Source organism: Streptodolium elevatio (genome assembly GCF_040649515.1).
Classification (GTDB): Bacteria; Actinomycetota; Actinomycetes; order Streptomycetales; family Streptomycetaceae; genus Yinghuangia; species Yinghuangia elevatio.
In genome coordinates, this window is the sequence record NZ_JBEZFP010000116.1 from 1 (window position 1) to 23,379 (window position 23,379).

Below are 23,379 nucleotides of genomic sequence, written 5' to 3' on the forward strand. Positions count from 1 at the left end.
TCGGTCTGCTGTTCCAGGTGCCGGGCCCGGATGGCGCCCTCGTGGGCGTAGAGCAGGTCGCGTTGGAGCGCGTGCAGCGACTCGCCCTTGTTCAGCTGCCGAGAGATCTTGCGCCGGTATGCCGGGTCGGCGAGGTAGCGGGCGGCGTAGATCGTGCGGCGCACGGCGCCGTACTCCTTGAGCGCCGCTGCGAGGGCGTTCTGCCGCCCGGACGTGGACAGCTTGCCGACCGGCAGGGACGCGGTTGCGTGCCCGAACTTCAGCGACGCGGCGAGGCGGAGCAGGTCGTCCCGGTGCCCGGCTGTCAGGTCGAGGTTGGCGCGGCGGGTCAGCAGCGGCCCGCTCGGCGGGAACGCCGCCTCGGCGTTGGCCTTGGACGAGGTGCGGTAGAGCGTGACCTTGCCCAGGTCCCGGATGCGCGGGGAGAGCTGCATCCCGAGCAGGTCGAACAGTCCGAAGTTGACCAGCGTCACCCCTGTGCGTGTCGGTCGCGTGCTCGGTGACGGGGATGTCGGTCGCGTTGCCGAGGATCTCGTCCAGCACGTAGTGCGCCTCGCGCTTGGTGGCGACGATGACCTTCGTGGCGTAGGTGGTGTGCTGGTCGGTGACGTGCGTGTACGTCGAGAGCCCCTCGTTCGCGAAATAACGGCTGGGTGCTCTGGCGGTGACGGACTTGCCGCGGGTGGGGAACCGCTGCCCGTCCGAGGACGACAAGGTCCCCGAGCCGAACACCGCGGTGAGCGGCAGCCGCTGGTGGTAGCCGGATGTCACCGCCAAGTCCCGTGCCCGCCGTACGGCCGGCCACCTCGAGGAAGGCGGGACCGCCGTATGAAGCCGCTGCGCACGTTGGGCCGGTTGGTCGGGATCGGTCCGGAGCGGTCCGCGCCGCCGCCGCGTTACCAGGCGGTCGCCGACGGCCTGGTCGTCACCGACCACCAGGCGGAGGCGTGGTTCGTCCTGGACAGCGCCAACACCGACCTCGCGCCGGAGGCGGACCGCGACGCCGAGCACGACCGCGCCGCCGCGCTGTCCCGGCTGGTCGCCGGGTACGCCTGCCATCTGCGGGTGGTGTGGGCGCCGGTGTCCGCGGACGCGTACGCCGCCGAAGCCGAGCAGCTGTTCACCGCGGGGGACGGCGCGGCGTGGGCCGCGCTGCGCGTGGAGCGGCTGCGCGAACTCGCCCTCCCGGAGCGGCACCTGCTCCTCGGCGTGAAGCTCGCCGACCGCGCCGCCGGCGCCAGGGCGCAGGCCAAGGCCGCCGCGGCGTCGGTGGTCGGGCTCGGCAACGCCGGGGCGGTCGACCGGCGCGAGCTCGCCCGCCTGGACGCGGCAGCGCTCCGCCTCGGCCGCCAACTGGAGGGCACTCCCTGGAGGGCCCGCTCCGCCGCGGTGGACCTACTCGCCTGGCTGATCGCCCGCGAACTGCACCGCGACGCGCCCGCACCCGGCGGCGGCGCGGTGACCGGCGCCAGGTTGGCGCAGCTGACCCGCGGCCGCGTGCTCCCCTACCCGGACCACGTCCGCGTCATGGACGTCGAAGGGCAGGTCGCCGCGTGGACCAGCGTCCTGGCGATGACCGGCTTCCCGGAGGAGATGACCTCGCCGGGCGCGGGCGAGTGGCTGCGCGTTCTCTCCGAGATCTCCTACGTCCCGGACTTCGACGACGCCGACGACTACACCGCCTCGGCGGTGTGGCCGGTCAGTCCCGAAGCGTCCGTCCGCTTCCGGGTGTTGAAGCGCCGCGACGGCCTCAAACGCGTCGACGCGGCCCGCAAGCTCGCCAAGGAGCAGCGGATGTCGGCGGCGCAGGGGCACGCGGGGGAAACCAGTAGGGAGATCGAGGAGACCGAGGAGACAATGGCGGAGCTGCGGCGCGCGATGCTCCGCGACGACGTCACCCTCGTCGACGACCACCCCCGCCTGCTGGTCACCTGCACCGCGTCGCTGGAGGACCTGCGCGCCGCGTCGACGCGGTGATCGGGTTCTACGGCGGCTGCGGCATCGAGGTGGTCCTCGCCGCCGAAGAGCAGCGCGAGCTGTGGCTCGAAGCCCAGGTCGGCGACCGGCTGCGCGTGACCGACCTGGGCCACACCCGCGAAGTCGGCGCGCTGGCCGGGTCGTGGTTCTGGGGCGGCGCGCAGGTCGGCGACGACGCGGGCCCGATCGTCGGCGTGCTCACCGGATCCACGCCGGGCCTGGTCCGGCACGACCTGACCGCGGGCACCGCGCGCGGCGACGCGACGACCACCGCGATCATCGGCCGTTCCGGACGCGGCAAGACGACGCTGCTGGCGCTGCAGTCCCTGGACGCGGCGTTCATGGGCGCCATGGTGTACGCCCTCGACTTCAAGGGCGACCTGGGCGGACTGATCGACGCCGGACGGCACTTCGGGCTGCCCGCGCACCTGGTGACCCCCGGCGCCGAGCACGCCGGCGTCCTGGACCTGTTCGGGCTGATGCCGATCGAGCAGGCCGCTCCGAGGTCGCCGCGCAGCTGCACATGCTGCTGCCCGGCCACCTGCGTGCCCGCGGCGCGGAGACCGCGATCCAGACCGCGGTGACCGACGTCGCCGCCCGGCCCCGCCCGGCGGCGTGGAAGGTCCTGGAGGAACTGCGTGCCGGGAGCGGGCTGGCCGCCGAGTGCGGCACAGCGCTGGCCAATTTCGCCGCGTCCGGGCTGGGGGCGCCGGTGCTGGGCCGCCCCGCGGAGGGCGCGACGCTGCTGGAGTCGATGCCGGGCCTGTGGCTGGTCCAGGTCCCCGGCATGCTGCTCCCGCCGGTCGGCTCGGCGCGGGAGGACTGGGAGGTCACCCACCGGCTGTCGGTCGCGCTGATGCAGTCCCTGATCGCGTACGCGCTGGCGACCGCGTCCAGCCGCGAACTACGCCTGATGCGCAAGTTGGTGGCGATCCCGGAGGTCCACGTTCTGACCTTCAGCCCGCAGGGGCGTTCCTACCTGGAGTACATCGCCCGCGTCGGCCGCGCCTGGAACACCTCCCTGGCCTCGGACACGCAGGACCCGGCGAGCATCGTCGATCTGCCGGGCCTGGTCGAGCAGTTGAGCACGGTGTGGGGGTTCCAACTCACCTCCGAGGCGCAGCAGGATGCGCTCGCCCAGCTGCTGGACCTGCCGGTCGACGCGCATACGCGGCAGTTGATCCGCGCCATCGGGATCGCCCCGGACGGGTCCGTGCGGCACGGCCACGCCATCATGCGCGACCCCCGATTCAGGAGCGCGACGGTGCAGATCGACATCCCCAGCGCCCACCTCGCCACGCTGCTGTCCACCACGCCCACCGCCTGCGAACCCGTGCCGGACGGGGTGGACGACGGCGCCGAAGGCGTGCCTTCTGCCTGGCATGCCCCGCGTCCCGCCACGGATCACGCGGAGGTGTCCGCGTGATCGCCCGCAGGATCCGGCGGCGCCTGGCCCAAGCCGCGGTCGTCCCCGCCGCCGTGTTGCTGGTCTCCTGCACCGGTCCCGGGAACGGCGGCGCACCGGTCGCGCAACCCGGCCCGCCCGCCGCAGTGTCGATGGCCGCCGCGGACTATCAGCGCGCTGTGCTCGCCAGTGACTGGCCGACGGTGTGCGCGGCCAAGACCGCCCGGGCGCGACACGGCGACAGCGTCGCCCGGTGCGTCGCACTGGGCAGTCCGGCCGATGGGGCGCCGTCCCGCCGGTCAGCGTCGATGCTCCGCTGCCGGTTCCGGCGACCGGCACGCACCCGGCGGGCTGGGCGGTGGCCACCCGGCACACCGTCACCGAGCCCGGCCGCGAACCGTACGAGGTGGTCATGGCCGTCCGCGTCGTCGACGAGGCGGGCGCGTGGCGCATCGACCAGTACGAACCGGTCGACGGCGCCGACCCGCGGCTGTCCCCGCACCCGGCGGTCGCAGCCCTGCTGGGAGGCGACCGCCGGTGACCCCCCGCCTCGTGCGTACCGCATGCACCAACCGGGAGTACCGCCGCCGTTGGCCGTCGTGGCGCACGCTGCTGATTCGGCGTCGATTGCCGCGAAGGCGCGCTCGTCCGCCTCGGTCACGGTGGTCTCGTCGGGGCCGTCGGGGCCGGCCGCGTCCGCGTCGTCGGCGAGCAGAGCCAGGAGCTGCGGGAGGTCGGCACGCGTGGCGGTACGGACGTGCATGCCGTGCCGCATGCCAGCCGGCGTGGGCGCGGGCCGCCTCCGCCCCTGGCGTACGGGCCCCAGGAGCCGGTCGATCCGACGGGCGTGTCAGGCCGGGGTGGGGTGGTGTGCGGCGAGCCAGGTGTTCTCGTCCTCGAGGTCGTTGCGGATCCAGTCGCGGACCTCGTCGGTCTCGGGTTCGCTGTGGACGCGGACGGCGTGGTCCATCGCCGCGCGCAGGACCTCGTCCTCTTCACCGATGATGACCAAGCTGCATCCGACCTCGTTGGGGGCCTTGGTGCAGTCGGCGACCTTGCGGGCCATGGCCGGCTCCTCTCGCCGCGACCGCCGCAGGGGCGCGGCGGCCCTCGTCTTCCACTCTCGCGCCCGACGCTACGGCGTCAACCGGACGCCCGCGGCGCCGATCCGTGCCGAGGGGAATCCCTCACGTACGGGCGCTTTCCGCGTGGCACGCGCGATCGGATGATCGGATGGATCGCGAGCGTGGGAAACCAGTCGGTCGTGTGACCGTCGGCATCGGGAGGGCTGAGTACTGGGCAGGCGCGCATGGACGAGCACAGCCATCGCCGGGATCGTCATCGCCGGTCTGCTGATCGCATGGTTCGTCGTCCGAGACGACTCCGCATCCGACGGGGCGGCGAACGGAAGGCCGGGCCCGGTACCCCAGCAGGGCCCGCGCCTCGCCGGAAACGACCCCGGCGCGCCCATCGTCGGCCTACAGCTCACCTCCGACAACCGGCGGGCGCCGCTGCCGGGCATGTACGACTGGTCCAAGGCCGGCTTCCGCTCCGGCGCGCCGCTGCCCGGCGACGGCGCCATCCGTTCCGAGGGGCAGTGCCGCATCACCCCGGACGTGCTCTCGGGCCAGTTCGGCGTCAAGGCAAACGACGGCAAGGACGATACCGACGGCATCCAGAAGGCGGTCGACCAGATCAAGTCCGCGTGCTCTCCGTCGGGTTCGTACGACAAGGAGAGCCTGATCCAACTGCCCGCCGGGCAACTGGACATCACGCACGAGATCCACCTCGACGCCGACTACCTCATCGTGCGCGGCGCCGGCGCCGACCCCGCCAACGGCACTCGGCTGGTGTACACGCCGGACGCCGACACCCGCTACGACACCGTCACCAAGGACGGCACCCGCTGGGACCAGGACAAGATGGAGTACGAGGACGGCTCCGGCGGCTGGCTGTGGCCCGGCCGCGGTCTCTTCCGCGTCCAGTCCCGGGCCGTGCATCCCGACTACGCCAAGGACCACGACTCGGCCCCGGACAACCGCAAGGACCTGTTCGAGGGCACTGTCAATGTGCACTGGAAGGCCGGCGTCGAACTGCGCGAGAAGCCGGGTGACGCGGGGTTCGCCGCGCGCGCCGGAGACACCGTCGTACCGCTCGCCCGGAACGCCGAGCTCGACAACCTCAAGGTCGGCACCCTGGTCAACGTCCGGGCGGCCAACTCCCGCAAGTTCTACGAGTCGATGAACGCGGCGGGCACCGGCGGCAAGGACTCCGGCATGGAGAACCTGCACATGCGGCAGCAGATCTTCACCGTCACCGCCATCGACGCGGGGGCCAAGACCGTCACCCTCGACAAGCCGCTGGAGTACGACGTCCCGGTCGACTCCGTCTCCGACGGCTCGGCGCCGATCCGCAACAAGCCCTACCCCTCCAAGGTCGCGCCGCTGGTCGACCCCGTGCTCGGCGTCGGCATCGAGGCGTTGTCCATCACCCAGACCGAGGAGAAGCTCGACGCCGCCGCGTCGGTGGACAACTACGGGAACATGGACCCCGCGTCCGCGATGCACGGCATCGTCCTCAAGTGGGCCGCCGACTCGTGGGTGAAGGGCGTCTCGATGCAGATGACCGGGTCGCACCCGATCGTGACCGAAGAGGCGTCGCACTTGTCGATCGTCGACAACACCCTCAACGGGTCCTGGAACAAGGGCAAGGGCGGCAACGGGTACCTGCGCGGCTCGCGCATGTGGGATTCGCTGTACGCCGGCAACAAGGCCGTCAACCTGCGGCACTTCACCATCCAGTGGTCCGCGTCCGGCAACGTCGTGATCGGCAACAGCTTCGACTCCGACCTCAACCTGCACGGCGGTTGGGAACGCCACAACCTGTTCGAGCTCAACAAGGTCGTCGTGGGCGCCGGGCACCGACCGGACAGCTGCCAGGCCAATTGCGGCGACGAGGGCGGCTCCGACCCGGACGGGGCCGACTGGTACCCGATCTGGTGGGCGGCGGGCCCCAAGGCGGTCAAGTGGTCGGGGGCGTCCGGTCCCGACAATGTCTTCTTCCACAACGAGATGAGCAAGCAGGCCGCAGAGGACGGGCCGTACCAGCCGTACTACGCCGACCCGAAGCGGATCTACCGGTTCGGCTGGGACGGCACGGCGTACCGGCCGCTCTCCGTGGACGGCACCCCGATCGCCGACTGGGCGGGAAACGAGACAAAGGACTTCACCAACGGGCAAGGCGTCGACGCCTCGAAGACCTTCGACGGCCCGTCGATCTTCCTGAAAACCGTCCCCTAACAGATCGGCGGGCGAAGTGTGGGCCGGCCGCCGGATTCGGCGGTCATCGGCCGTCCTGCGCGCAGCCAACTCGTTGCTCGACCTGGGCGCCGGGCCATCGCGCTATCGTCGGCGGTCGTGACTCAGCCTGCCGAGGATGACACCGCGACCGGACCACATACTGCGTCGACTCCACGAGGCGGCGGCTGATGAGCGCGCCGCCGCCCCCGAGCCACCCGCCGAACCAGCCGCCGCGCCCGCCAGGACCGCCGACCGTCCCGGGGTACCCGCCCGGCGGGGGAGGAGCCCGGCCGCCCGCGCCGCGTCGGCGGCGCGTGTTCGGGCTGATCGCGGTGGGCGTGGTCCTCGCGCTGGTCGCGGCAGTGCTGGTGGTCGTGCTGCGGGACGACGACGGCCCGGCCGGGCGGATCCGGCCCGCGGACGTGCTCGACGACCGGCAGTTGGCGTTGATCCGCCAGGCTGTGCCCGACCCGAAATGCGACCGGCCCGACCCCGCACCTCGCCCGGACGACCCGTCGCTCAGGGCCCTCGACGTCATGCGGGTGGACGGCACCTGCCTGTCCATGACGACCGAGTACCTGCCCGCCGACCAGGTGCAGGCACGCCGCGACGCGCTGTCGCGGGACCCGGCCGTCGTGGAATCGGCAGTCGCCCCGCCCATGTCGCCGGACACCCTGCCAATCTCGCCGGACGCGGTGGACCTGCCCGCCCTGGAGGACCGCCGCGACAACCAATGGGCCCTGGACGTCCTCGGCGTTCCGCAGGGGTCGACGGACCTGCCGTGGCCGGACGGCACCGGCGTGGTCGTCGCGGTAGTCGACTCCGGGATCGACGAGACACATCCCGACCTGGCGGCGGCCGTGGTCGGACGCCGCCACTTCGCGGGCGAAGGAGCGCATGACCCCGACGGGCACGGCACGCACGTGGCCGGGATCATCGGCGCCCGCAACGGCAACGGCGGCATCACCGGTGTCGCGCCCGGCGTGTCGATCCTGGACGTGCCCGTCGCGCTGAAGGGCATCAACCCTTCGGGGCCCTCCTCGTGGGTCGGCGTGGTGTGGGCGGTCAACCACGGCGCCGATGTGGTGAACATGTCGTTCGGGGCCGCGTACAAGTCCTACGACACACCCGAGTACCGCGGCGCCATCACGCTCTGGGCTGCCACGGTCCAGTACGCCCGGGCCGCGCAGGTGGTCCTGGTCTCCTCCGGGGGCAACTGCGGCGGCCGGTTCGCCGGGAACCCGCTCGACAAGGACTGCGTCGACCGCAATCAGCGGCAGGTCCCGCAGACTTTCGACGGGGTCGTCAACGTCGGGGCGGTCGATCGCAATCGCGAGGTCACGTCGTACTCGACCAAGCGAGACGAGATCGACCTGGTCGCACCCGGCGGCGACAACGGCGGGCCGCCCGTCGGTCCTTGGACCGTCGACATGGTGGAGTCCGACGCGCCCGGCGGCGACTTCGCGCGGATCCAAGGGACGTCGCAGGCGGCGCCGCACGTGGCCGCCGCGGCGGCGATCGCGCGTTTCGTCCGCCCCGACGCGAGTGCCGACGAAATCATCGCGGCACTGAGGGACTCCGCGGACATGAAGAAGCTCTACGTACTCAACCGCGACAAGAAAGGCAGCGGACGCGGCCTGCTGAACATCCCCGGCATGCTCGACCGCATGCGAGCCGGCCCACCGGCCCCCTCGCCAGGCACCCCCACGGGCCCGTCGCCGACGCCCGGTCCCGCGGACCTCGCGGCACGCACCCAGGCCGCGTACGTCACCGACGGCACCCTGTACGTCTACGACGGCAAGACGTCGAACTCGGTGCGCCGCGTGGACCCGCAGGCCCCCGTACGCTGGCTCACCTGGTCCGCCGACCACACCCTGCTGGTCGGCGCCGACCGCAGCACCCTGTTCTCATGGGCCGGCCCCGGCACCCAGGTGGTCGAGAAACCGTGCGACTGGTGCGACGACCCCAACAGCCGGCCGGCGCTCGTCGACAACGCCGCCGTCACCGACCCGTCCGGCGGCGCGGCCACCGGGGACCTCGTCGTGCGGATGTCGTACGACGGCACCCTGACCCGGTTCAACGCGCACACCCTCGACGAGATCGGCTCGTCGCCCGTGGTGTTCCCCCATGACCAGGTCGGCAACATCACCTTGCACGGCAGCGTAGGTGGCAAGTTGTTCGTGCACACGTCCGGCGGCGCGCACTCGTTGGACACGATGTGGCTTGTCGACCCCACGTCGGGCCAGGCGGGCCCGTCCCACGAGGTCTTCGGGTCGGTACTCGGCGATGTCGGGGTGCCCGGCATCGGGGACTCCGGCGACATCGCGGTCTCCGCCGACGGCACGAAGGTGGCCTTGGCGACCGGCTACTCCAGCTGCGGGTCGCCCGAAGGCATCCACGTCCTCGCGGGCGCGGACCTGAAGGAGATCTCCCAGACGAAGGCGCCGCCCGGGCTCCAGGTCGACGAGCTGTTCTTCAACGGCGGCAGCCTGTTCGGCACCATGTCGACGTACCTGATCGCTTCGGGGCAGCCCTGCAAACGGCTCGCCCCGGCCGGCCTGTGGCAACTCAACGGCACCTCCTGGCAGCGGCTCGACCAGAAGATGACCACCGGCCGCCCGCTGGAAGGGCGCACCGGCACCACCGAGCACGGCTGGCTCACCGTCCGCGACGGTAAGGCCGCCCTCGAACCCGCCACGCCGACCGACCTCGCCCAAGGCGACCTCGGCCCCGTGGCCGGCCGAGTGTGGGCCACCCCGACACGAACCGAGGTACCCATCCCTCCACCGCGGTAAAGACCTGGCACGGTGCGCCGCATCGCTTCATGGCCGCATCGCTTCATGTTCGACGGGATCGCCCTGTACACCACCGATTTCGACCACCTCCCTGAGCGGTGAATTGGCAGCGCCGGTGGGCGGCGGGGTGGCCCGCGGCCGCCCGCCGTCTCGCGCCGAAACCTCGTGCCCGGGCCCCGGCCCACGACCAAGGCCACGCCACCGCGCAGCAGTTCCGCCATCCCGCATCGACCGGGCCGACGCGAGCGTGGGCAGCGCGGCCGGAAGCGTGCGTGTGTGATGGCCGACCCGAACAGGCGCGAGATCAAGGCCCGTCAGCAGGCGACGGGCGAGAGGCACATGCAGGCCGCCGCCGGATGTGCGACGCGGCCGACGGCGCCGCCACCACTCCCGGGCCGCAGCCTGTCCTGGTCGAATACTCGGCCACCAGAAGCGCGAGGATCTGTCGGTGTCCGAGGTCGTCCAGGCGCAGGGTGCCGAGGGCGGGGGATGAGGTCGTTGTTGACGTAGTCGCGGTAGCGGGCGTACGTCGTGGGTTTGAGCGTGAGTTGCTTCTCCGCGAGCCAGGCTTCTAGGTATTCGGGGAGGGTCCGGTTCGGATCCGCGTCGAACCCGCCGGCCTCACCGTCGAGGAGCCGTCGAAGCGCTGCGCGGGCGGCGGGCTCGTCGGCGAAGCCTTCGGCGGACGGTGGTGCGATGTGCTCGCGGTGCGGGGACATCGACGGCGAACGCCCATGTCCTGTGGTCGGGGTCGGTGGCGAGCCTGGGGCAGTGTGCGCCGAGCTGGTGTCGCTCGGAATTACGGCAGCTGCAGCGGCGGTAGACGCGTCCGCGGTTGTGGAGGAGCCCATGGTGATCGCCTCCGGTCGTGCACGGTCCCCGGGCACTTCCAGTGTCCGACCACCGCCACCACCGAGTCGAGAGGACCAAGACCGGGCGCCCGTCGAGTACTTCTGACCGGGATGTGCGGCGCGGTGATCTGCACTGGGTATCCGAGGTGTCCGACGGATAGCGGCGCGGAGATTCACCGCGACGCACCCACCCAGGACGTCGATGATCAACATCGCCATCTCCAACGGACGCCGGTTGCTTCACAGGCTCTAACGGTTGCCTCAGGTTCGCTCGTTAGGAAGTAGGCCTCAGATAAGCGATGCAACTCGTATGTAGGAGGCTGGTGATGGCAGTCAACGCAGCGCCGTCCGAGGAAGCGCCGGCGGGTCGGTTGGCAGGCCGGTGGGTGCCGTGGTTGGTGATTGGCTTGTGGGTGGTGCTGGCGGCGTTCATGGTGCCGCTCAGCGGAAAGTTGAGTTCGGTCACCACCGACAGCGCCGCGGACACCCTGCCGGCCAGCGCCGAGTCCACCAAGGTCGCGGTACTGGAGGACAGTCTCCCCGGCGGTGACGACAACACGTTCGTCTTCGTGTATCACCGCGCCGGCGGCATGACCGACGCCGACCGCGCGACGGTGGAGCGCCACTACAACACCCTTGCCAAGCGGTACCCGCCGAAGGTGGCGGCCCCGGGGGGCGGCGACGACGAGGGCCCACCGACGCGGCCGTCCACCGACGGCAAGGCGATGATGTTCACCCTTGAGGTCAGTACGGCCTACGGCGCGCCGGAGGCCGTCGTCGGCCCATTGCGTGACGCCGCGAAGGACCGCCCCGCGGGCCTGGAACTCGACGTGACCGGCCCGGCCGCGGTCGACGGCGACATGGACGCCGTCTTCGACGGCATCGACGTGCAGGTCTTGCTCACCACCGTCGTCGTCGTCACGCTCCTGCTCATCCTCACCTACCGCAGCCCCGTGTTGTGGTTGATCCCGCTGGTGGCCGTGGGCGCGGCCGCACTGACCGCGATGGCGACCGTCTACCTGCTCGTCAAGGGCTTCGGCATCGTGGTCAACGACCAGAACTCGGCGCTGCTGACGATCCTGGTGTTCGGCGTCGGCACGGACTACGCGCTGTTGCTCATCGCTCGATATCGGGAGACGCTGCACCACCACGAGAACGTCCGGGTCGCGATGGTCCACGCGCTGCGCGGCGCGGCACCGGCCATCGTCGCGTCCGCGGCCACCGTGATCGCCGGCCTGCTCTGCCTGCTCGTCGCCGACCTGAACAGCACCAGCGGGTTGGGGCCGATCGGCGCGGCCGGCATCCTGTGCGCGCTGGTGGCCATGCTGACGCTGTTCCCGGCGGTGCTTGTGGTGCTCGGCAGGCGGATCTTCTGGCCGGCCATCCCGCGGTTCAGCACGGCCACGGAGGAGAAGCCGGGGCTGTGGGGACGGCTTGGCGCCGCCATCAGCCGCCGCCGGTGGGTGGCGACGCTCGGCTCGCTCGGCGTCCTCGGCGTGCTCGCCATGGGGCTGGCGGGCAACACCGGCGCCCTGCGGGAGCAGGACCAGTTCCTGTCCGCGCCGGAGTCGGTCACCGGCTTCACCGTTCTCCGCCAGCACTTCCCGGAGCTGGGCGGTCAACCGATGACGATCCTCACGCGGCCGGCGTACCAGGAGCGGGTGCTCGACATCGTCAAAGGCACGCACGGTGTGGCCCTGGCCATCCCGGGTGAGGGCGGCGGTGGCTGGGCCGACATCTCCGTGTTCCCGACGGACGCGCCGGACACCGTCGCCGAGTACGAAACGATCAAGCGGGTGCGCACCGCCGTGCACTCGGTGAGCGGGGCGGAGGCGATCGTCGGCGGGCCGAGCGCGGAGAACCTCGACACCGAGGTGACCACCAGGCGCGACGAGAAGCTGGTGATCCCGCTCGTGCTCACCGTCGTCCTGATCGTCCTCGGGCTGCTGCTCCGAGCGGTCGTGGCCCCGCTGGTCCTGATGGCCACGGTGGTCGTCTCATTCGCCGCGGCCTTCGGCGGGAGCGTGTTCGTGTTCGACACGATCCTCGGGTTCAAGGGCGTCGACTCTTCGGTGCCGCTGCTGGCATTCCTGTTCCTGGTGGCGCTCGGCGTCGACTACAACATCTTCCTGGCCAGCCGGGCCCGGGAGGAGACCGTGCGCCTCGGTACCAGAGAGGGCATGCTCAAGGCCCTCTCCGCCACCGGTGGCGTCATCACCTCGGCAGGCATAGTCCTGGCGGCGACATTCGCGGTCCTCACCACACTGCCGCTGGTGATGCTGATCGAGGTGGGGTTCCTGGTTGCCTTCGGCGTGCTGCTCGACGCCCTGCTGGTGCGGTCGGTCCTGGTGCCCGCCCTCACCCTGCTGATCGGCCGGCGGATCTGGTGGCCCAGCGGGCTGTCACGTCCAGCGGCTCCAGCGGCGGAGCTCCCGGACGGCCCACAGTCCCTCTCCGACGGCGAGGAGCCCGCGCTGCAACGGTGAGCGCCGCGGCACGGACGAGATCCGGGACGGGGGCTCAGGCCCGTCCCGGATCCTTGTTCATGGGCCGACGGTCGCCGCCCTTTGGTCGCGCGCCACGCGCCGGGGCTGGGGTCGGCGCTTCGCGGTGTCCTGCCCGGTGGGGGCCGCTTGTTCTGCGCCGTGCGGCCGGGGCGGGTCAGCGCGCCGCGGTGTCCTCCCCAGCGGTGAGCCGCTCGATCGGGGCGGGCGGGGCCGCGGCCGGAAGCTCGACCCGAAGCAGTGCGCCACCGCGTGCGGAGCGGGCGACGGTGGCCCGGCCGCCGTGGGCGTCGACGACCCGCTGCACGATCGACAGCCCCAGACCGGATCCCGGCAACGCCCGGGCGCTGTCGGCACGGTAGAACCGGTCGAACACCCGTGATACGTCGGCGGCGTCGATGCCCGGCCCGGCGTCGTCGACCTCGAGCACCGCCGACGCGCCCTCGGCACGGAGCCGGACCTGGACCGGCTGGTCCGCGGGGGACCACTTGCCGGCGTTGTCGATGAGATTGAGCACCGCCCGCTGGAGCGCAGCGGGACGCCCGTTCACCCACACGGAGGTCACGTCGAGCGCGACCTCGATGTCGGGCACCCGGGAACGCGCCCGGGCCGCGGCGGCCGCCACCACGTCGGCGAGTTCGAGCAGTTCGGTGTTCTCGTCGCTGACGTCACCGCGCGCCAGGTCGGTCAGCTCGGCGGCAAGGGTGCTCAACTCGGCCACCTGGGCGCCGAGATCGTTGAGCAGCCGGGCCCGGCTCTGCGCCGGCAGTGCGCTGTCCAGGGTGCCGCGCCGATCGAGCCGGATCAGCAACTCGACGTTGAGGCGCAGGCTGGTGAGCGGTGTCTTGAGCTCGTGGGCGGCGTCCTCGGCGAGCAGCCGCTGGGCCCGCCGGGAGTCCCGGAGCGCGGCGAGCATGTCGTTGATCGACTGGATCAGCCGCCGGATCTCCCCACCGCCCTCATCCGGGATGTCGGCGTCGAGATCCCGGGTGTGCGCGACACGTACCGCGGCGGCGGTCAGCCGGTCGATCGGTGCCAGCCCGGTCCGCGCCACGGCCCGCCCGACAAGGGCACCGCCGACCACGCAGAGCAGCCCGACCAGCAACATGCCCAACCCGAACCGGTTGATCGGGCTGTCGTCGGCAACGCGGGCCACCTGGACCGCGCCGTCGCCCGCCCGCAGCGTGTAGATGCGGTAACCGTCCTCGTCGCTGTCTTTCGACTCCATCAGGTCGGCCGACGCGCCCTGCGCCACGCGCCCGGCGCGCTCGCTGACGGGGGGCAGCGCGGGTTGGCCGTCCGGCGTCCGGGTCGAGCCGTCGGGCAGGATGACCCGCACCAGCCGACCGAATTCGGGATACGGCGGTAGCGGGACCTGCGCCAGACCGGCGCGCTGCGCGTTCGTCGCCAGGACGCGGGCGTCGGCGCGTAGCTGATTCTCGGCGGTGTCCTGCAACTCCCGGTCCAGTAGCTCGCTGGCCAGCTGGAAGGCCACGAACACGCTGACCGCGATGGCCGTCGCCGCGATCACCGTCAGCCTGGCCCGCAGGGACCGCCGGCGCCACCATCGGGTCAGCCGGCGCGGTTCCCGGCTGGCGGGCCTGCTCACGGAGGAGTCTCCCGCAACGTGTATCCCAGGCCGCGCAGCGTGTAGATCAATCGCGGCTCCCCATCGGCCTCCATCTTGCGGCGCAGGTAACTCACGTACACCTGGAGGTTGTTGGCGGTGGCGCTCATGTCGAAGCCCCAGACCGCCTCGAACAGCGCGTCGCGGGTCAAGACCCGGGTCGCGTTGCGCAGGAGGACCTCCAGGAGGGAGAACTCGGTCCGGGTCAGGCGCAGCGGCCGCCCGCCCCGCCACGCCTCGAACCGGTCGGGATCGAGCCGGACGTCCGCGAACGACAGGATCTGCGACTCCCCGTCGGTCGGCGTGCGCCGGCGCAGCAGGGCGCGTACCCGGGCCAGCAACTCCTCGGTGGCGAACGGCTTGGGCAGGTAGTCGTCGGCGCCCGCGTCCAGCCCCGCGACCCGGTCGGAGACCTGGTCGCGGGCGGTCAGCATCAGCACCGGCAGACCCCGACCCGCGGCCCGCAATCGCCGGCAGGTCTCCAGCCCGCCGAGGCGGGGCATCATCACGTCGAGGATCAGCAGATCCAGTGTGTCACCGCCGTCACCGCCGACCGCGTCGAGCACGGCGAGACCGTTGGCGACGATGCTGGTGTCGTAGCCCTCGACCTGGAGCACCCGCTCCAGCGACTCACGGATGGCCGCTTCGTCATCCGCGATCATGATCCGCACGCCGGCCGCCCCCTTTCAGTCGATGCCTTTTGCGCTCAGTGTCCCCGATCAACCTGAGGCCAGGATTAGCGCGTCGCTGGGACCACGCTCAATGCGGCGCCGACGCGGCGGCAGGCTCGCGAAGAAGCTCCTGCCCGCAGTTTCGGAATCGCGAGCTCCAGATCACCGGCCTGCGTGCTCACGTCCTTGTCCCGGTGGCCGTTGCCATAGGCGGCCCTGGACTCGGTGTGCTCGCCCCAGTCTTCACGTGGACGTGAGGCGTGGCAGGCAACCTGGGTCCACCGTGTTGATGTCCTGGTTGCCCTGGGGGTGTTCTGGCGGGTGACCGGCGACCGGCGACCGGTGACCGGCGAGCAGTGGTGGCGCGTGCTGCGTCCCCATCACTGCCATGACCGGAGCACCGGGACACGCTGAACGACTTGTGTCGGCGGGGGATGGTGCTGGTGGAGTCGAGACTGCCGTCGGGGCACCAGTTGTTGGTGCTGACCGTGCGCGTTCGTGCCGAGGTCAAAGACGATTCTGCCGGCGGGCGTGCGGATGTCGGCGCCGCGTGATTGAGGGCGGTGCCGTGGTCGGGACCGCGTTGGCGAGGCGCATCACGGGCGGCCGAGTCAAGAGCTTGGTTATGAGCCTCGCGCTGATCCGCGGGGTGGTCCTGCTGCTGTAGGGCTTCACGAAGGGTTGACCTGCCTGCCTCCCGAGCCCCGGCTGGGGAGGCAGGCAGCAGCGCCCGGATGAGGACCGGTTTACTGTCCCCGTATCCAAGGATTGTGAACGAGGGCGGCTGCCGTGACCCACGGATTGTCGTCCGGCTCGGGGCGGTTACTGCGGGTCGTCATGACGAGCATGCCCACGCCGGTGATGGATGCGGCAAAACCGCCTGCAGCGACCAATGTCAGGTCCTTGGCGCCGGTTTTGGCCAGGGTCGGCGGCTCGGTCTCCGATACGTCCTGTGCGGAGTCGGGGGTCGGCGGAGCCACGATCTTTGCGGCAGGCGACTTCGACCGTGTCGGAGTCGTCGGTGTGCTGGTCGGCAGGGGCACGCGCGTGGGTTCGGTCGCCGACGTACCCGCCGTCGCGGACAAGGGCGTTGGCGGAGCTGTCGTTCCCGTGTCAGCCGTCGGTTGTACGAATGCCGTCGGTATGAGCGGGTTCGTCGTGGGATATCCGCTGAAGGACCCACTGGGCGTGAACGCCGTGGGTGTGCGGTTGGGACCAACCGTGAAGGGCAGTTCGTACAATGAGGTCTGCTCGGGCGCGGGTGAAATCGTGTAGATGTACACAGAGGGCGAGTCGTCCTCGGGCGCCGGGTCGACCACGTTGAGTTCGATCGGGCCCGTCGTCGTCTTGGTCGAGGGCTTCACGGAGGGCTTCGCCGAGGGCTTGGCCGAGGGCTTGGTCGTGGAGGGCTTCGGCTTCGTGGTGACCGGGGGAGAAGGCTTTGCCGTCGGTTTCTTGGTCGTCGCTTGCGGACGAGGAGTTTGCTTGGGCGTGGCCTGGTCGGTGGTCGGCTTCTTGCTCGGCGACACTTTGGGCTTCGTGGTCGTGGGCTTGGGCTTGGTGCTGGTCGGCTTTTTGGACGTGGGCTTGGACGTCGTCGAGTCACCGCAGATGAACGCGCAGGGCTTGACTGTGGACCCGCCAGGCGGAAAGGGCTCGGACTTCGTCGGGGTGTTGCAGAAGTACAGGCAGGTCGTCGGCGCCCCGGACGGAAAAGGCTTGGTGGTGGCAGAGCTGTCCGCCGCCATGGCGATACTGGGGGCGGACACTGCCACGAACAGCGCGACTGGCCCCGAGAGGATCAGGCAGCCGGCGCCGGCGGAGCTCACAACCCGAGTGATCCGTTGCAAGTCAATGCTCCTCTGTGGGTAGTGCCGCGGGGGGCCGCAGGAGCGTAACTTGCCGCGGGGAGCCCGGGATATCCGTCTCACGACGCCGCGTCCGACTGGATAGTCCCAACTCGGCGTCGGGTAAACACGTTTCGCCGCAAGGGACACTGGTGGCTGCGGGAGCATGCGGTATCGATGCCCGAATGCGCCGTTGTGCCAACGAGCTTGCGCACGGTTGCCGGCGATGCGTCCAAGCTGTGGGCAGGCGTGGGATGTGATGCAGGACGTGGGCCGCGGCGAATTGGGTGAGCGGGCTCGGCCGCACCGTGCATCGGGGGCCCAGCGGGGTAGTCGCCGCTCATGGATCGCATATCGGTGGGTACGTGCTCGTGGACCGACGCTGCCCTCAAAACCAGCGGTTGGTATCCGCCCGACTGTGCCGAGCTGCGATGCCGCCGACAATGCCGTCGGGGTTCGGCGTTCGGAGACCTGCCACCGGCTGCTCGAAATCGCCGAGGAGGCCGCCTTCAGTTCGACTCAAGAGCAGAATGTCGACAGTCTGACCGCGATGAAGGCCGTCGTGCGCGCGGCAGGCCGATTCGGCGACGATGACCGGTTCGATCGATTGCTTCCATCGCTGCTGTCTGCGGATGACACGTCGCCCGCTGTGACCGGAGCCGAAATGGCAGCGAGTGCAGGTCGTTTCGCCCAAGCCGATGCGTTCGCATCCGATCCCGATCCCGAGCCCGAGCCCGTATGGCAGTCCGCAGCTCTAATCGCCGCCGCCTCCGTAAGTCTGCGTGCTCGACACCTCGACCCGGGGGAAGCCCGACCGTGGATCAGGCGCTGGCTCAGCGGCGCCCTGCGCTTCGAACTGCACGGCGAACTAGCCAGACTGCTGGTCGAATTTGATCCGAGCCTGGCGCCCCGGCGTTGTCCTGGTTTCGACCCGGTGCCGAGCTAGTGCTGTGACCAGAGGCGTTCACGGGGTTGCCGGGTTGGTCCTGCGGCTTGGGTCAGGGTGTGTCCGCCGTACCAGATGCCCTTCTCGCTGCGGACGCGTGCGCGTTCGCGGCGTTGGGCGCAAGGAGTTCCGGGTTGTGAGGGCGGGCGTTGCGGCCTGATGCCCACCTGCTGTGCGGTCCCGCAGCGGGACCACGGCGGAACCACACGTGCCGAACAAGGCCGCACGCTGTGCTCGTTCTTGAACGGTTAGGGGTCAAGGGGTCGATGCGACAGGCTGGAGACCGTGACGTACGTCGTGCACGTGGACTGCGTGCCGCCGTCCGGGAAGGCGCCGTCCGACTCCCTGCAACGCCGCAGGCGTGGCCCATGTCTTCGGCGGCTTCCTGGCTCAGTTGGAAGGCATCGACGGCCCTGACGGGATCACCGTCGTGGTCGCGCCACCGGGTGGGTGCCCACCCGAGGACGCACGGCTGCTGTTGGTGTTGAAGGCCCTGCGCTGGAATTCGCGGAGGGCTTGGCGCCGGACCTGATGCCGTCGGCGTACGCGGAGCAGTACGCGCCGCAGTTCGTGCGAAGGTTCATTCTCGTGACCGCCAGCATGGTCGAGCCGCCTGACGTCGACTTCGTGGCGCGGACTGGTCAGCACGCGGAGGAACTCGCGTTCCGGCTCCTGCTCGATGAGGCCGGGGCGGTGCTGGATCTGTACGACCTGGACGACGACGCGACGCGCAGCGCGCTCTCCACGTTCAAGGCCGTCGTGTACGACGACTACTTGGGCGAGGCGGAGAGGCGACTTGGTCATGGTCGGTCCTTGGTGCTTGGAGGCCGCGGCACAGAGCTGGCGGGGCTCTCGGTGAGTCCGGCGGCTGGGGATGCGCCGGTGATGAGGCCGCCGTGGGCGGTGGCTGTACACCCCGTGTTACATCGCCCTGGGCTGAGCGGCTGTCTTCCACCTGCCGGACTTCGCGCGCACCGGCGGCACCGCGGTCGTCGTCCTCGAGTGGGGTGCGGATCCCGGTGGTGAGCGTTCGACGATCCGCCGGTCGCAGCCCCCGGTGGGCCCGCGCGGACAAGGCGACCTCGTCGCGGCGGTGTGCAGCGGGTTCACCGGCGTAGGTGCCGGAGAAGGCGGTGGCCACGACCGCGCGGAGGCGGAGACTGCTTGCTCCGGGGCAATCTGCGTGTAGCGTCTGGTCCAGCAGTCGTGGTTCCGAAGTACCGTCCGTGAGCGCGAGTTCGCGGGCGACGTGCTGTCCGGCAGTCTCTGAGGACCAGGACGACCACCTCCGGTTCCCGCGCCTCGCGGGAACCGACTCTATCCGTCTCCTTGGAGGACAAATGGCCAGCGGAACCGTCAAGTGGTTCAACTCGGAAAAGGGCTTCGGCTTCATCGAGCAGGACGGCGGCGGCCCGGACGTCTTCGCCCACTACTCGAACATCGCCGCCTCGGGCTTTCGTGAGCTCCAGGAAGGCCAGAAGGTGACCTTCGACGTCACCCAGGGCCAAAAGGGCCCGCAGGCAGAGAACATCGTGCCTGCCTGACCGTAGCTCCGCCTGATCGCAGCTCCGCGACGCCCGCCCCGGCTGCCCGGGGCGGGCGTCGCGCGCTGACCCGTCGCCGTGGGATCGCGTCCCTGCCTGGACGTAGGTCCGTCGGCGGTTGGGGACCCGTCCGTACGCCACGGTGGCGTTGTGAGCCGGGAAGGTCTTCCGCGCGGTGATGACCCACCGCGGACCGCTCAGCGTCCGGAGTCGGAACACGCCACCGGGCTGACCGTGCCGCAGATCCGCGCTGCGTTCGCCTGGCTGGACGAGCGCAGGTCCGTGACGCACCTCCCGTGTCGCCTCGTCAGCCGCCCGGGCCGGGCGGCCGTGGATGCCTCCCTCCGCAGACCGTAGGCGCGTCACACCGGAGGTGTTGTATTCCGAGACCGTGGATGTGATGCGCATCTCACTCTCTGAATACCTCGGGTCGGGCATGCGCGATCATGGTCCGAATGGACTCTCGTTTCCTTGGCATCCCTGAGCTGGTCGAAGCCCCGTCCGTTGCGGTCGTGGTCGATGTCATGCGTGCGTTCACGGTGGCTGCCTGGGCGTTTGCCCAGGGGGCGGAAAAGATCGTGCTTGCCGAGTCGCTGGACGAAGCCTTGGCACTCAAGGCTCGCCACTCGAATTGGGTGGCGCTCAAAGACGGCCCGCCGGCGCCCGGGTTCGACACCGTCAACTCGCCGGGCCTGCTGCGGTCTATTGACCTTGGCGGACGGACTGTTGTGCAGAAAACCACGGCGGGGACGGTCGGCGCCCTTGCGGTCAAGGAGGCGTCGCTGGTGCTGTGCGCCAGCTTCGTGGTGGCGGAGGCAACGGCTCGGCTCTTGCGCACACGCAAGAGTGACAGTGTCACGTTCGTGGTCACTGGCGAGGATGGGCAGGCAGATGAAGATCTGGCGTGCGCCCAATACATCGCTCGGAGGGTCACCAAGGCTGGGACGGATGCGGCTGAGTTCCTCCGCCGAGCTGCCGCGTCGCGCGCCGCCGCCGAGTTGGCGGAGGGTGTGCGCCAAGGAGTCCATCCCGATGACGTCGCACTCTGTCTTGAGCTTGACCGGTTCACCTTTGCCATGGTGGCGACCTCGGAAGACTCGCTCATGGTCCTGCGTTCGTGCGCCGTACCTGCGCTGACCGACGAGGCGTCGATCTGATCGCTGGCGAGGTCCAACTCTCGCCATGCGAGAGCCGGCATCCGGTCGGATATGCGGCATCAGCTGTGTGTCCCGATGACGGTGGTTCCGGGGCGGCGGCAGGCGGCTCTTTGTGGCGGAACTGGTAGGCGCGGCCCGCGACGCGTGTCAGTCCTGCCGCTTCGGTCCACTCCAGGAAGCGCCCCAGACGCCGTGACGCCGCCCATGGGACGCCGCCCGGTGAGGACCGCCGTCCCGAGGATCTGCGCCGCTGAATGGGTGGCCTGGAAGCGGTGAGGGGCGGACGGCTCGGCGCGCAGCGTCCAGGACGGGTGCAGGTGCCAGGTTCTCCTGTCCCCGGCGAGTTCGGCGTGCGCGTCGACAGTCGCGGCCGTTCGCGCCACCGGAGACAACCAGTCCGGAACGGGATCGGTCCAGGCCGCCGACACCGTGTTCACCACGGCCCTGCGACCTGGAGGCCGCAGGGGCCTCTTTGCAGCAGTTCGTCGACAGCTAGGACGTCGCCCTCGTCCTCACCTACCGTCGCGCAACACAACCTGCCGAACCGCTTCCACGTCGGGCGTCGACGCCCTGTACTGGACGTTGACGCCAACTACGGTTCGTCGTCCTCGCGGGTGAAGGGTAGGGGACCATGTCGCGGGACCAAAGGATCTTGTCGCGCGCGGCACTTGTGATTGCCGGTGCGTTCCTGTTTGCGATTCTCGTCGAGGACAGCCTCTTTCTCCTCGTGCTGGTCATCGTTGTCTGCGTGGTGACAGGGCACCTCCTTTCGTCGGACGGTGCCGACAGCGGCGATGCCGACGGGGCCGGTTACGACGGTCGGTCCTCTGGCGGCGACGGCTTAGGAGACGGCGGAGGTGGAGACGGCGGCGACTGAGCGCCACGACCCGCAGTGCTCGAACAGACGAACGTCTGCATTCGGAGGCCAACGCGCGTCCCGTACAGACACGGCGCAAGCCCCCGAAGCGCGGGACCGAGCAGAAGAAGCAGCCGCAGGAACTGGCTCAAACGCACACCGCCTTCGCCGCCGTCACGCAGCTGCGAGAGGACGGGGTACTGACACGCCCACCTTCGGAGGCATCGGTAGCTGCGCCCCTGTCAGTGCATTGGGATAGGCGACGTTGGTGTCCCACACATACAGGAGAGCCGATGCGTCCGCAGACCTTCCCCCTCACCGTGACCCTGGCCGCCGTTGTCGTCCTTGGCGGTGCCACCACCGCTTCGGCGGACGTCGGCGATCGCAGCGGCAGCAACGCTGTCGCCCAGAACAGCGCCGCCGTTGCCTCGGACGGTGTGTCCGCTGTGACGGACAGCACCGCCGTTGCCCAGAACAGCGCCTCGCTCCTCTGAACGTGCTCGTCCGGGCCCTCGGGCCCCGTTCCCGCTCGACCGGTCAGGGGGAGCCCGTGATGGAAGACGGCGACCCGACGAACTGGTCTCTGGCGGTCGTGCACGCCACGGTCCGCAAAGCATCTCCTGGTACGAGCGGATCGTGGGCATGCCGCCGCGTCTGCACGAGGCGTGCGCGGGCACGTACTTCATGCTGCGTGCCATCGACGAGATCGAGGACCGTGTCGGCGGGGGCGGCGAGCTGACTCCCACCGACCTGGAGTACTGCCACCGCTGCTTCCCGCCGTCGCAGACGGCGTGACCCCGTCGACCTTCCCTTCTCAGCGGTGGGAGTCCGTCGCGCTGCTCGAGGTTCCGGTGTGATCCGTCGTGGCCGCTCGGCGTTGTGTGCGCTTCGGCTGGGTAGGGCTTGGTCAACTTCGAGGAGGGGGCCGACCATGCCGCAGATCCGGATCGTCAAGCGTCCTACGCAGTCACGCCCGGCTCCTCCGCTCGACCTGCGGACGCCGTCTGGTCGGCCCCTGCCCTACTGAGCTCTGGCGGCAACCGCGAGGCCGGCCAGCCCCGGCTACCTGGCTGCTTCGCGCACATCGCCCTTGCGCACGCTTGTATGACTTCCGAACTGCCGTCGAAGCGACATCGCAACTCGGCGTACAGAGCCGTGTCAGAGCTTGCCTTCGAGCAGTACGGTGCGGTGGCCACCGAGACGGCGTGCGAAATCCACGACGAACTCCGGGCGCAGCGTGGGCCAGTTCCAGAACGTGAAGCCGAGATGGCCGAACGCGAAGTAGTTGTCGGCCCAGAGCCACGTGTGCACGGGAGCTGTCCGGCCGCAGGACGGGCACGCGACGGGCTCGTCGTGGCCCTCGCCCCACAATTCCATGGCATCCATGAACCGGGCCCACGTCTCCTCGACGAGCGGCCCGTGCTCGTCGCCGAGGGGCATCTCGGCTGCGCAGTGCGGGCACGTGACGGCCGAGGGTTCGCCCTGCCCGGCATCGAAGACCGTACGTCCTACAGTGACTTGCAGACCGTTGCTCCACACGTTGACAAGTTCGGGATCCGGGTCCTCGACGGCTTCGCCGTAACGCGTCCCTGGCGCGTGCCCGGTGTCAGCGCCGAGGACGCAGTCGGTACGTTCCGCTGAGACGAAGCCGTCTGCAATCAGCCAATCGAGTATGTTCGCCGCGAGTACCTGCGCCTCCTCTGGCGTGGCCTCGATGTCGACGATCGTCTGGAACCAGTCGCCCATACTTTCCCTCTCCAGTGTTCGTGCCTGCGTACCGTACGTCTCGCGACGGGCAATTGCAGCGGCACCACCGACGTCGCGTTCGTATCGAAGCCGTCGTTCGGGGCAGGGCGAGCGGACTGGGCCGGCGCGGGGCCGGCCGTAGCTGTCCTGTCAT

General features: G+C 70.3%; 22 protein-coding genes and 2 pseudogenes. 15 read left to right on the top strand and 9 right to left on the bottom strand.

The features are described 5' to 3' along the window. Together AB0C36_RS32640 and AB0C36_RS32645 are read right to left on the bottom strand one after the other, a co-directional pair. Positions 1 to 473, bottom strand: a 473-nt coding sequence (locus tag AB0C36_RS32640) for a Tn3 family transposase (protein ID WP_358361314.1), incomplete at its 3' end; no start/stop codon positions are given. A 64-nt stretch (positions 474 to 537) separates the two neighbouring features. After that, positions 538 to 714 (bottom strand): annotated as a pseudogene (locus AB0C36_RS32645) (Tn3 family transposase); the annotation flags it as partial. Positions 715 to 828: 114 nt separating this feature from the next. Between AB0C36_RS32645 and AB0C36_RS32650 the strand changes: the two are divergent. The 4 genes from AB0C36_RS32650 to AB0C36_RS32665 all read left to right on the top strand — a co-directional run bounded on the left by AB0C36_RS32650 (position 829) and on the right by AB0C36_RS32665 (position 3,923). Further along, positions 829 to 1,977, top strand: a complete 1,149-nt coding sequence (locus AB0C36_RS32650) for a hypothetical protein (protein WP_358361316.1) — start codon at positions 829 to 831, stop codon at positions 1,975 to 1,977. Then, a complete protein-coding gene (locus AB0C36_RS32655) occupies positions 1,974 to 2,561 on the top strand; it encodes a hypothetical protein (RefSeq protein WP_358361318.1) in 588 nt (195 codons plus the stop codon). The genes AB0C36_RS32650 and AB0C36_RS32655 overlap by 4 nt, the downstream gene beginning before the upstream one ends. Continuing rightward, positions 2,501 to 3,403: an ATP-binding protein gene (locus tag AB0C36_RS32660; protein WP_358361320.1), complete on the top strand. Its 903-nt coding sequence runs from the start codon at positions 2,501 to 2,503 to the stop codon at positions 3,401 to 3,403. The genes AB0C36_RS32655 and AB0C36_RS32660 overlap by 61 nt, the downstream gene beginning before the upstream one ends. 232 nt (positions 3,404 to 3,635) lie before the next feature. Beyond that, positions 3,636 to 3,923 carry a hypothetical protein gene (locus tag AB0C36_RS32665; protein WP_358361322.1) on the top strand — a complete coding sequence of 96 codons (288 nt, stop codon included), beginning with the start codon at positions 3,636 to 3,638 and terminating at the stop codon, positions 3,921 to 3,923. Positions 3,924 to 4,232: 309 nt separating this feature from the next. On the opposite strand, the gene AB0C36_RS32670 is transcribed toward AB0C36_RS32665, so the two are convergent. Continuing rightward, the gene (locus tag AB0C36_RS32670) at positions 4,233 to 4,448 is read right to left on the bottom strand and encodes a DUF1059 domain-containing protein (RefSeq protein WP_358361323.1); all 216 of its coding nucleotides are present in this window, start codon (positions 4,446 to 4,448) and stop codon (positions 4,233 to 4,235) included. 454 nt (positions 4,449 to 4,902) lie between these two features. On the opposite strand from AB0C36_RS32670, the gene AB0C36_RS32675 reads away from it, so the two are divergent. Further along, the gene (locus AB0C36_RS32675; protein ID WP_358361324.1) at positions 4,903 to 6,681 is read left to right on the top strand and encodes a hypothetical protein; all 1,779 of its coding nucleotides are present in this window, start codon (positions 4,903 to 4,905) and stop codon (positions 6,679 to 6,681) included. A gap of 188 nt (positions 6,682 to 6,869) precedes the next feature. Next, positions 6,870 to 9,476 carry a S8 family serine peptidase gene (locus tag AB0C36_RS32680; protein WP_358361327.1) on the top strand — a complete coding sequence of 869 codons (2,607 nt, stop codon included), beginning with the start codon at positions 6,870 to 6,872 and terminating at the stop codon, positions 9,474 to 9,476. A gap of 314 nt (positions 9,477 to 9,790) precedes the next feature. Here AB0C36_RS32680 and AB0C36_RS32685 read toward each other — a convergent pair whose 3' ends face one another. Then, positions 9,791 to 10,546, bottom strand: coding sequence for a tyrosine-type recombinase/integrase (locus AB0C36_RS32685; RefSeq protein ID WP_358361329.1), 756 nt, complete (start codon positions 10,544 to 10,546; stop codon positions 9,791 to 9,793). 107 nt (positions 10,547 to 10,653) lie between these two features. Between AB0C36_RS32685 and AB0C36_RS32690 the strand changes: the two genes are divergently transcribed. Continuing rightward, on the top strand, positions 10,654 to 12,813 hold the full coding sequence (locus AB0C36_RS32690) for an MMPL family transporter (protein ID WP_358361331.1): 2,160 nt from the start codon (positions 10,654 to 10,656) through the stop codon (positions 12,811 to 12,813). Positions 12,814 to 12,988: 175 nt separating this feature from the next. On the opposite strand, the gene AB0C36_RS32695 is transcribed toward AB0C36_RS32690, so the two are convergent. From AB0C36_RS32695 to AB0C36_RS32705, 3 genes and pseudogenes are all read right to left on the bottom strand, one after another. Beyond that, positions 12,989 to 14,440, bottom strand: a complete 1,452-nt coding sequence (locus tag AB0C36_RS32695) for a HAMP domain-containing sensor histidine kinase (protein ID WP_358361333.1) — start codon at positions 14,438 to 14,440, stop codon at positions 12,989 to 12,991. Next, positions 14,437 to 15,129 (bottom strand): response regulator transcription factor, encoded by a 693-nt coding sequence (locus AB0C36_RS32700; protein WP_358361336.1) that lies wholly within the window; start codon positions 15,127 to 15,129, stop codon positions 14,437 to 14,439. The genes AB0C36_RS32695 and AB0C36_RS32700 overlap by 4 nt, the downstream gene beginning before the upstream one ends. An 84-nt stretch (positions 15,130 to 15,213) precedes the next feature. Then, a pseudogene (locus AB0C36_RS32705) lies at positions 15,214 to 15,368 on the bottom strand (transposase); the annotation flags it as partial. A 598-nt stretch (positions 15,369 to 15,966) separates the two neighbouring features. Between AB0C36_RS32705 and AB0C36_RS32710 the strand changes: the two are divergent. The 3 genes from AB0C36_RS32710 to AB0C36_RS32720 all read left to right on the top strand — a co-directional run bounded on the left by AB0C36_RS32710 (position 15,967) and on the right by AB0C36_RS32720 (position 17,922). Continuing rightward, complete coding sequence (locus AB0C36_RS32710; protein ID WP_358361338.1) at positions 15,967 to 16,404, top strand: hypothetical protein; 438 nt, start codon at positions 15,967 to 15,969, stop codon at positions 16,402 to 16,404. After that, entirely contained in the window at positions 16,405 to 17,001 is a 597-nt protein-coding gene (locus AB0C36_RS32715; protein WP_358361340.1) for a hypothetical protein, read from the top strand. It abuts the gene before it with no gap. A 393-nt stretch (positions 17,002 to 17,394) separates the two neighbouring features. Further along, the gene (locus AB0C36_RS32720; protein ID WP_358361342.1) at positions 17,395 to 17,922 is read left to right on the top strand and encodes a hypothetical protein; all 528 of its coding nucleotides are present in this window, start codon (positions 17,395 to 17,397) and stop codon (positions 17,920 to 17,922) included. A 390-nt stretch (positions 17,923 to 18,312) separates the two neighbouring features. On the opposite strand, the gene AB0C36_RS32725 is transcribed toward AB0C36_RS32720, so the two are convergent. Then, positions 18,313 to 18,726 (bottom strand): hypothetical protein, encoded by a 414-nt coding sequence (locus AB0C36_RS32725; protein ID WP_358361343.1) that lies wholly within the window; start codon positions 18,724 to 18,726, stop codon positions 18,313 to 18,315. Positions 18,727 to 19,262: 536 nt separating this feature from the next. Here AB0C36_RS32725 and AB0C36_RS32730 point away from each other — a divergent pair. From AB0C36_RS32730 to AB0C36_RS32750, 5 genes are all read left to right on the top strand, one after another. Then, positions 19,263 to 19,466, top strand: a complete 204-nt coding sequence (locus tag AB0C36_RS32730) for a cold-shock protein (protein WP_358361346.1) — start codon at positions 19,263 to 19,265, stop codon at positions 19,464 to 19,466. A gap of 455 nt (positions 19,467 to 19,921) precedes the next feature. Beyond that, positions 19,922 to 20,623, top strand: coding sequence for a 2-phosphosulfolactate phosphatase (locus tag AB0C36_RS32735; protein WP_358361348.1), 702 nt, complete (start codon positions 19,922 to 19,924; stop codon positions 20,621 to 20,623). Positions 20,624 to 21,254: 631 nt separating this feature from the next. After that, positions 21,255 to 21,500, top strand: coding sequence for a hypothetical protein (locus tag AB0C36_RS32740; RefSeq protein WP_358361350.1), 246 nt, complete (start codon positions 21,255 to 21,257; stop codon positions 21,498 to 21,500). A 272-nt stretch (positions 21,501 to 21,772) separates the two neighbouring features. Continuing rightward, complete coding sequence (locus AB0C36_RS32745; RefSeq protein WP_358361352.1) at positions 21,773 to 21,973, top strand: hypothetical protein; 201 nt, start codon at positions 21,773 to 21,775, stop codon at positions 21,971 to 21,973. Between the two features lie 142 nt (positions 21,974 to 22,115). After that, positions 22,116 to 22,274, top strand: a complete 159-nt coding sequence (locus tag AB0C36_RS32750; protein WP_358361355.1) for a hypothetical protein — start codon at positions 22,116 to 22,118, stop codon at positions 22,272 to 22,274. A 363-nt stretch (positions 22,275 to 22,637) separates the two neighbouring features. Here AB0C36_RS32750 and AB0C36_RS32755 read toward each other — a convergent pair whose 3' ends face one another. Next, entirely contained in the window at positions 22,638 to 23,225 is a 588-nt protein-coding gene (locus tag AB0C36_RS32755; protein WP_358361357.1) for a hypothetical protein, read from the bottom strand. Positions 23,226 to 23,379 lie beyond the last annotated feature (154 nt).

Excerpts from the sequence above, each read along its gene's own strand:
- AB0C36_RS32650 (WP_358361316.1), top strand. The coding sequence starts at position 829 with ATGAAGCCGCTGCGCACGTTGGGCCGGTTGGTCGGGATCGGTCCGGAG.
- AB0C36_RS32660 (WP_358361320.1), top strand. The coding sequence starts at position 2,501 with ATGCTGCTGCCCGGCCACCTGCGTGCCCGCGGCGCGGAGACCGCGATC.
- AB0C36_RS32670 (WP_358361323.1), bottom strand. The coding sequence starts at position 4,448 with ATGGCCCGCAAGGTCGCCGACTGCACCAAGGCCCCCAACGAGGTCGGA.
- AB0C36_RS32675 (WP_358361324.1), top strand. The coding sequence starts at position 4,903 with ATGTACGACTGGTCCAAGGCCGGCTTCCGCTCCGGCGCGCCGCTGCCC.
- AB0C36_RS32680 (WP_358361327.1), top strand. The coding sequence starts at position 6,870 with ATGAGCGCGCCGCCGCCCCCGAGCCACCCGCCGAACCAGCCGCCGCGC.
- AB0C36_RS32685 (WP_358361329.1), bottom strand. The coding sequence starts at position 10,546 with ATGGCGATGTTGATCATCGACGTCCTGGGTGGGTGCGTCGCGGTGAAT.
- AB0C36_RS32690 (WP_358361331.1), top strand. The coding sequence starts at position 10,654 with ATGGCAGTCAACGCAGCGCCGTCCGAGGAAGCGCCGGCGGGTCGGTTG.
- AB0C36_RS32710 (WP_358361338.1), top strand. The coding sequence starts at position 15,967 with ATGACGAGCATGCCCACGCCGGTGATGGATGCGGCAAAACCGCCTGCA.
- AB0C36_RS32715 (WP_358361340.1), top strand. The coding sequence starts at position 16,405 with ATGTACACAGAGGGCGAGTCGTCCTCGGGCGCCGGGTCGACCACGTTG.
- AB0C36_RS32725 (WP_358361343.1), bottom strand. The coding sequence starts at position 18,726 with ATGACCAAGTCGCCTCTCCGCCTCGCCCAAGTAGTCGTCGTACACGAC.
- AB0C36_RS32730 (WP_358361346.1), top strand. The coding sequence starts at position 19,263 with ATGGCCAGCGGAACCGTCAAGTGGTTCAACTCGGAAAAGGGCTTCGGC.
- AB0C36_RS32735 (WP_358361348.1), top strand. The coding sequence starts at position 19,922 with ATGGACTCTCGTTTCCTTGGCATCCCTGAGCTGGTCGAAGCCCCGTCC.
- AB0C36_RS32740 (WP_358361350.1), top strand. The coding sequence starts at position 21,255 with ATGTCGCGGGACCAAAGGATCTTGTCGCGCGCGGCACTTGTGATTGCC.
- AB0C36_RS32745 (WP_358361352.1), top strand. The coding sequence starts at position 21,773 with ATGCGTCCGCAGACCTTCCCCCTCACCGTGACCCTGGCCGCCGTTGTC.
- AB0C36_RS32755 (WP_358361357.1), bottom strand. The coding sequence starts at position 23,225 with ATGGGCGACTGGTTCCAGACGATCGTCGACATCGAGGCCACGCCAGAG.